Annotated in this window: 6 protein-coding genes and 1 pseudogene; 2 read left to right on the top strand and 5 right to left on the bottom strand. The window is 28.3% G+C overall.

Translation table 11 applies throughout. The features are described 5' to 3' along the window. Both Q0V08_RS09435 and Q0V08_RS09430 read left to right on the top strand, forming a co-directional pair. Positions 1-1,380: histidine kinase (locus tag Q0V08_RS09435; RefSeq protein ID WP_297434213.1), on the top strand; the 1,380-nt coding region annotated here is incomplete at its 5' end. After that, positions 1,381-2,112 (top strand): LytTR family DNA-binding domain-containing protein, encoded by a 732-nt coding sequence (locus Q0V08_RS09430; RefSeq protein WP_297434211.1) that lies wholly within the window; start codon positions 1,381-1,383, stop codon positions 2,110-2,112. Positions 2,113-2,141: 29 nt separating this feature from the next. Here Q0V08_RS09430 and Q0V08_RS09425 read toward each other — a convergent pair whose 3' ends face one another. From Q0V08_RS09425 to Q0V08_RS09405, 5 genes and pseudogenes are all read right to left on the bottom strand, one after another. Beyond that, a complete protein-coding gene (locus Q0V08_RS09425; RefSeq protein WP_297434209.1) occupies positions 2,142-3,539 on the bottom strand; it encodes a carbon starvation protein A in 1,398 nt (465 codons plus the stop codon). Positions 3,540-3,669: 130 nt separating this feature from the next. Next, the gene (locus Q0V08_RS09420) at positions 3,670-4,401 is read right to left on the bottom strand and encodes an EI24 domain-containing protein (protein WP_297434207.1); all 732 of its coding nucleotides are present in this window, start codon (positions 4,399-4,401) and stop codon (positions 3,670-3,672) included. A 90-nt stretch (positions 4,402-4,491) separates the two neighbouring features. Further along, positions 4,492-5,124 (bottom strand): OmpA family protein, encoded by a 633-nt coding sequence (locus Q0V08_RS09415; protein WP_297434205.1) that lies wholly within the window; start codon positions 5,122-5,124, stop codon positions 4,492-4,494. Between the two features lie 102 nt (positions 5,125-5,226). Continuing rightward, positions 5,227-6,561: a H2O-forming NADH oxidase gene (gene nox / locus Q0V08_RS09410; RefSeq protein WP_297434203.1), complete on the bottom strand. Its 1,335-nt coding sequence runs from the start codon at positions 6,559-6,561 to the stop codon at positions 5,227-5,229. Positions 6,562-6,718: 157 nt separating this feature from the next. Continuing rightward, positions 6,719-7,614: pseudogene (locus Q0V08_RS09405) on the bottom strand (YfcC family protein); the annotation flags it as partial.

Here is a 7,614-nt window from a genome sequence, read left to right as displayed (position 1 = left end):
GGTATCCACAGAGCTTCTGTTGGTGTTAGTAGACTAACTGCTATTCCATGTGCTATAGCTACTATACTTGGTGGATTTATAACAAGTTATTTGTATAAAAAAGCAAACTCTAACAATAGATCCCTTTTAGGATTTTTTGCTGGTGTTTTTGTAGAAAATTTAAGTATGCTTTTTATACTTCTTTTTGCAGAAGACAAAATCCTTGCTATAGATATTGTAAAAAATTTATATCTTCCTATGATTTTTATAAACGGAATTGGAGTGGCTGTTATCATTATAATTACTGAAGAGATTTTAGAAGAAAAAGAAAGAGAAGCAGGAACTCAAGCCAAACTAGCTCTTGAAATTGCCAATAAAACTCTACCCTTCTTTAAAAAAGGAGAATCTTTAGATAATATTTGTAAAATTCTTTTAGAATCTTTGAAGGCTGAGATTGTAGTTATAACTGATAAGGAAGTTATTATTGCTAACGCTTCTAAAAATAACAATCTTTGTCTTAAAGATAGAGAAATTCAAAGCGAAGGTACAAAGAAAGTTTTAAGTTCTGGTGAAATTTTAATTTTTGACAGAAATAGTGAATTTAATGATTTTTCCTATTCAGAAGAGGGTATAAAATCTTGTATAATTGCTCCTCTTTTTCAAGATGAAAAAGTTTCTGGAACTTTAAAAATTTATTTTAAAAATGAAGAAAATATTACAGCACGAAAAAAATATTTAGCTATTGGTCTATCTCAATTAATTTCAACTCAATTAGAAATTAGTAAAATGGAAAATTTAAAAACCATGGCTAGAGATGCTGAATTAAAAGCTCTTCAAAATCAGATAAATCCACATTTTTTATTTAACGCTTTAAATACAACTGCATCTTTTGTAAGATTTAATCCAGCTAGAGCAAGAGAAATAATAATAGATTTGTCAACTTATTTAAGGTATAATCTTGAAAATTCTGTTAATCTAGTTCCCATAAAAAAGGAATTAGAACAAGTTAAAGCTTATATCAATATTGAAAAAGCACGTTTTCATAATAGATTTGAAATTATTTATGATTTTGATGAAGATTTAGATACAATAAAAATCCCTAGTTTAACAATTCAACCTCTTGTTGAAAATAGTATTAAGCACGGTATTTTAAAACAGAGAGAAAGTGGAATAGTTAAAATTTCTATAAAAAAAGTTTATTTGAAATGTTTAGTTTCCATTGAAGATAACGGAATCGGAATTGATCAAGATATTATTAATAATATTAATAAAAAAATTGAAAAAAATATTGGTCTAAAAAATGTTCATAATCGTTTAAAACTTATATATGGTAAAGGTTTATTAATTGAAAAACTTGAAAAAGGAACTAAAATATCATTTTATATAAATCAGGAGGAATAGATGCTTAATTGTGTAATTATTGAAGATGAATTCCCTGCTAGAGAGGAGTTAAAGTATTTTATTAACAATAACAATAATTTTCAAATCAATAAAGAGTTTGAAAATCCCATAGACGCTTTAAAATATATTGAAGGAAATAACATTGATGTTGTTTTCTTAGATATAAACATGCCCGAATTAGACGGCATGAGTTTAGGTAAAATTATACATCGATTTAATAAAAATATAAAATTAGTTTTTATAACAGCATATAAGGATTTTGCAATAGATGCCTTTGAAATTAAAGCTTTTGATTATATTTTAAAACCTTATTCAGAAGAGAGAATTATAAAGGTTTTAAATAATTTAGTAGAAGAACTTAATAAAAATGATAATGAAAATCTAATTAAGGATTTTAATATCAAAAAAATAACTGTAAACTTAGATTCTAAAATGGTTGTTTTATCCACAGATGATATTCTTTATATTGAAGCTGATGAAAAAGAAACCCATATTTTTACAGCATCTAATATGTATACATCTAAATTAAAAATTTCACAACTTGAAAATATTTTATCAGAAAATATCTTTTTTAGAGGACATCGTTCTTATATTGTAAATATTGATAAAATTGTTGAAGTAGAACCATGGTTTAACGGAACCTATATCTTGAAAGTTTCAAACTGTAACTTTAAAATTCCTGTTAGTAGAAATAAAGTAAAAGAACTTAAAGAGATATTGACTATAAAATAATAAAAAGGAGCTTTTTAAGCTCCTTTTTATTATGCTTTAATAACCTCTTTTTTATTTATTTTCTTTAAGAATAATCCTAAAGCAACTACTGCTCCTACTATACCAACTACATATCCTATTGTTTCTGATAATCTAAATCCTTCTGGTGCGATTAATATATATGTAGTAACAACTGCTGTCATAAATACTCCTGGAATTGTTGCAATCCAGTGATTTTTCCCTTCATTTGCTAAATAAACTGCTCCTGCCCATAAAGCTATTGTAGCTAATGTTTGGTTTGCCCAAGCAAAGTATCTCCAGATTATCGCAAAATCTATAAAACATAATCCAATTCCTACTGCAAATAATGGTATTGCAATTATAAATCTATTTTTTACAGGTCCTTGCTTATAATTTATTGCATCAGCAATAGCTAATCTAGCACTTCTAAAAGCTGTATCTCCAGATGTTATTGGACATGCTACAACTCCTAATAGTGCTAAAGCTCCTCCAACTTTACCTAAAATACTGTTTGATATTGTGTTTACTACAACTCCTGCTGGACCAGCATTCATTAATCCTTCTGTTCCTCCAAAGAATGTCATCGCTGCTGCTGCCCAAACTAATGCTATAACTCCTTCTGCTATCATTGAACCATAAAATATTCTTCTACCCTCTTTTTCATTTTTCATACATCTAGCCATTAATGGCGATTGTGTTGCATGGAATCCTGATATTGCTCCACAAGCTATTGTTATAAATAAATATGGATATATTGATGTTCCTTTCGGATGAAGATTTACCATTGAAATTTCTGGGATATTATATCCTTTTAAAATTAATCCTCCACCAATTCCAATTCCCATTATTATTAAAGATGCTCCAAATATTGGATAAATTTTTCCAATTAACTTATCTACAGGAAGAACTGTTGCTAACATATAATAAGCTACTATTACTGCTACCCATGTCAATGTATTTATACTTGTCATACTTGCTAAAATTCCTGCTGGACCATTTACAAATACAACTCCTACTAATACTAGTAAAACAACTGAGAATACTCTCATTATTTTTTTTGCATTATCTCCCAAATAATGACCTACAATCTCCGCTATTGTTGCACCATCATGTCTAACAGATAACATACCTGATAAATAGTCATGTGTTGCTCCTGCAAATATACATCCAAAAACTATCCATAAAAATGCTGCTGGTCCCCATAAAGCTCCTGCTACTGCACCAAATATTGGTCCTAATCCAGCTATATTTAAAAACTGAATTAAAAAAGCTTTCTTCCAATCTAATTCAACATAATCTACTCCATCTGCTAAACGCACTGCAGGAGTTTCTCTATTTTCACTTACTCCAAATACTTTTTCAACATACTTTCCATAAATTACATAACCTAAAATTAAAGCTATTAATGATCCTATAAAACTAATCATTTTAATCCTCCCTTTTTTTGATTTCTTTTCACAATAGATTATAATACTATTTCAGAAAAAAAATAACTTTTTTAGAATAAAATGATTATTTTAATACTTAAAAAGCTTTTTTTTGCTCCTTAATTACATTTTAGAGCTTCAAAATTTTCAATGTTGTCATTGTAAAAGCTACAATACTGATAATAGGTCCTATAACTATACCTATAACAGGAATAAAATATATCAATGTAAATATTCCTCCTCCCAAAGTAAATATCATTCTATTTTCCTTCATAAATTTGGCACTCTCTTCCGGAGAAAATCTACGTCTTTCTAAAGTGTAATCTACAAAGTTATAAGATATAAAATAACTTTGTATTAAAAAAATTAAAATAGGAACAATTAAATTTACTATAGGTATAAATCCTAATAAAATTACAATAAAGGTGCAAATTATTTCCTTTACAAAGCTTTTACTTGCTATTTTTATACCCCTAAGTATAAAATACAAATTTTCTTTTAAGGTAAATTTATATTCAGTTCCTTCTTGATAGTTTTCAACTTTCTCTGAAATATAGCTAAAAAATGGAGCCAATATCCCTAAAAGTATCGTTTTAAAAAAGAAATATTCAATAGCTATCATTATTGTTCTAATTATAAAAATAATAAGCCATCTAAATAATCCTGCATAGCTCTTGACATCAAAAATAATATTTATTTTTTTAAAAATCCAATCTCCTAAATAACCAGAAAGCCAATAAAAAAATATTAATATTATTATACCTACAACTCCTCCTATAAAATATCCCCATGATAATTTTAATTTCTTTATAATTCCAGGAGCTTTTAAATAGCTTTCCAACATTAATTTTATTTTCTCCACTTTAACTCACCTTCTCTATTTTTTATATATCTACCATTTTTTTAAAGGTTTCTTCTATAAATAAAAAAAGGCTAAAAAGCCTTTTCTTAATTATTGTTGAAATATATTTATTTCCACTCTTCTATTTAATGCTCTTCCTTCTGAAGTAGCGTTTGAAGCAACTGGATTTCTATCTCCATAACCTATGCTAGAAATTCTGCTCGGTGATACACCTTGTGCTGCTAAATAATTAGCTACACTTTGAGCTCTTTGTAGTGATAAATTTAAATTTGAGTTAGGATTTCCAGTATTATCAGTATATCCTGAAACTTGAATTTTTGTTTCTGGATATTTATTCATAATATATGCTATTGAATTTAATGGTGCATAGAATCCACCATTTAAAACAGCGCTACCACTTTTAAATGATGATTCTCCTGGTAATCTTAAATTTATATTATCTTTATTATTAGTAACTGTTATATTTGTACTGTTTAAAGCATTTAAGAACTCTTTATATTGAGCATCTTTATATGCTCCCCATCCTAGTCCTGCTAAAGCTCCTATTCCAGCTCCTATTAAAGTTCCCTTTGTATCTTTTCCTACTAGTTGACCTATTAATGCACCTGCTGCTGCACCTTTTACAGTACCACTAGTTTTTTTATTTGTTGGTGTTGCCGAACTACATGCTCCTAATAAAGATGTTGTTAATAATAACGTAGCCATTATTCTTTTGTTTCTCATTGTTGTTCCTCCTGTAACTGATACTATACTCTATTATCTAATATCTCTAGTTACATGTCAAGAAAGTATATTATTTTTATTAACTTCATCTATCTATATGTTCTACTTCGCTCCTAATGCTGCCATAGTAATATAGTTATATGGTTGATTAAAATGAGGTAAGAAGAATATATCTAATAGTTTTATTTTATCTATTGTTACCTTCTCTTGAATTGCTAATGAAAACATATGAATTCCCATAGAAATATCTTGTCTTGATGCCATTTGAGCACCTAAAACTCTTCTTGTATTTTTATCGTAAACTATTTTTAAAAATACTTTATCATTATCGTGCTCTATAAAACCAGGTTTTTGTAAATCTGCAAACTCTGTTGCCACAGCATCATACCCTAATTTTGTAGCTTTTTCTAGTGTTAACCCTGTTGAAACCATATTTAATCCGTAAATTGAAATTCCATTTGATCCTTGAACTCCTATACTTTCAAGTTCTGTTCCACATACATTATGAGCTGCAACAATTCCTGAACGAACTGCATTTGTTGCTAAAGCTATATAGTTTGTATCCTCTATAGAATTATCATATATTGTAGCACAATCTCCTATAGCATAAACATCATTTAAACTTGTTTTTTGAGTTAAGTCAACTTTATAAGCACCATTTCTAAATAGCTCTAAAGAATCTTTTCCTAAAATATTATTTGGTATAAATCCAACTGCTAAAATAACCATGTCTGCTTTATATGTTTTTTTATCAGTTACTACTTCTTCTACTTTATCTGTTCCTTTTAGTTCTAAAACTTTCTCTCCAAAGTTTACACTTATTCCATTTTGTACAAGATTTTCTTTCATCATTTCTCTAAATTCTGAGTCATAATATCCTGATAAACAACTATCACTTAAATCAACTAGTTCCACATTTTTTCCACATCTTTGGAAAGCTTCTGCTAATTCAACACCTATGTATCCTGCTCCAACTACTACAATATTCTTTAAGTCTTGATTTTCTAATTTTTTTATTACATCTTCGGCGTGTTGATATAATTTAACAAATTGAACATTTTTTAAATCCTTACCTGGAATTGGTAAATCTATTGGTAATGAACCTGTTGATAATATCAGCTTATCATAACTTTCTGACACTTCAATACCATCTTTATTTATTCCATATACAACTTTATTTTCAAAATCTACTTTTTTAATTTCAGTTTCCATATGAACTTTAGCACCATTACACTCTAATTTTTCTTTAGAAGAGTAGAATAATCCCTCAGGTCCTGAAATTTGTTTTCCAATCCATAAAGCCATTCCACATCCTAAAAAACTAATGTTTGAGTTTTTATCAAATACTACAACCTCTTCATTTGGATAATTTGATAAAATTGTGTTGATTGCTGCTGTTCCAGCATGATTTGCTCCAACTACTACTATTTTACTCATCTCTTTTGCCTCCTAAAATTCATTTTATTTGATATTCAATCAAAGTATACCTTTTCAGTATTATAAAGTCAAATTTTTTTAGAGTAAAATATGACCCGCCATTCTAGTATTTTTTAATCAAAAAAAACACAGAAGGATAAACCCTCTGTGTTTTTTATTAAATTAATCCTAAAAATTGTGATACTGAAATTAATATACATCCTGCTGCTAGCATTGTTATAAATATCTTTAATACAAATTTTAAATATCTATCATATGGAACATTAAATAACTCTAAAGTTCCCATGGTTGTTGCACTTGGATAAATTCCAGACATAAAATTTATACCCAATGTAAATGCTGATATCAACATTATCTGTCCACCTATAACTCCTACATTGGAATTTTGAAATAATGCCATTGCTACTGCTCCAAGTATAGGCATTGTTATTCCTGCTACACCACTTGTTGATTGTAAGAAACATCCGATTCCAACGTATGCTAAAATTGTAGCAACTGAGAATGCCCATGCTGGTATTCCTTGCAATGCTGATTGAATCCAATATACAAATGTCACTGACATTCCTGAAGTTTTACTTCCCATCAAAACAGATATTCCATTAGCTATTGCTAAAACTAATACAACTCCTAATAAATCTTTCGCACCTGATGCGAATTCCTTTACAAATTTATCTTCAGGAATTTTATTTATAAATCCTATTAAAATTGATCCCAAAAAGAATACAAAAGAAAATTCACCAAAATACCAATCTCCAAGAGGAGTTATATACTTAGCTCCTAGTATATCTCCTAATAATGGTATTTTTGCTAATAAATATATCGGTGCATTTATAATATCTTGAAAGTTAGATCCATCTGCAAATTTGATTTCATACCAAGGCATATAACCTAATATTAACAAAACTATAATCCCTATTAATACCATAATTGACCAAAATCTTTTCTTAGTTAATTCAGGAAGATGTCCCTGTTCATGAGTCATAGTTTTTACATCAATATCAGCTACAAGAGATTTTTCTTTATTTTTTTTAACTTCATTTGCATACTTAACTG

This window comes from uncultured Cetobacterium sp. (assembly GCF_947038635.1).
GTDB lineage: Bacteria > Fusobacteriota > Fusobacteriia > Fusobacteriales > Fusobacteriaceae > Cetobacterium_A.
The sequence above is the reverse complement of the archived record's forward strand: the minus strand, read 5'-3'. Positions and strand labels throughout refer to the sequence as shown.

Excerpts from the sequence above, each read along its gene's own strand:
- Q0V08_RS09430 (WP_297434211.1), top strand. The coding sequence starts at position 1,381 with ATGCTTAATTGTGTAATTATTGAAGATGAATTCCCTGCTAGAGAGGAG.
- nox (WP_297434203.1), bottom strand. The coding sequence starts at position 6,561 with ATGAGTAAAATAGTAGTAGTTGGAGCAAATCATGCTGGAACAGCAGCA.
- Q0V08_RS09425 (WP_297434209.1), bottom strand. The coding sequence starts at position 3,539 with ATGATTAGTTTTATAGGATCATTAATAGCTTTAATTTTAGGTTATGTA.
- Q0V08_RS09415 (WP_297434205.1), bottom strand. The coding sequence starts at position 5,124 with ATGAGAAACAAAAGAATAATGGCTACGTTATTATTAACAACATCTTTA.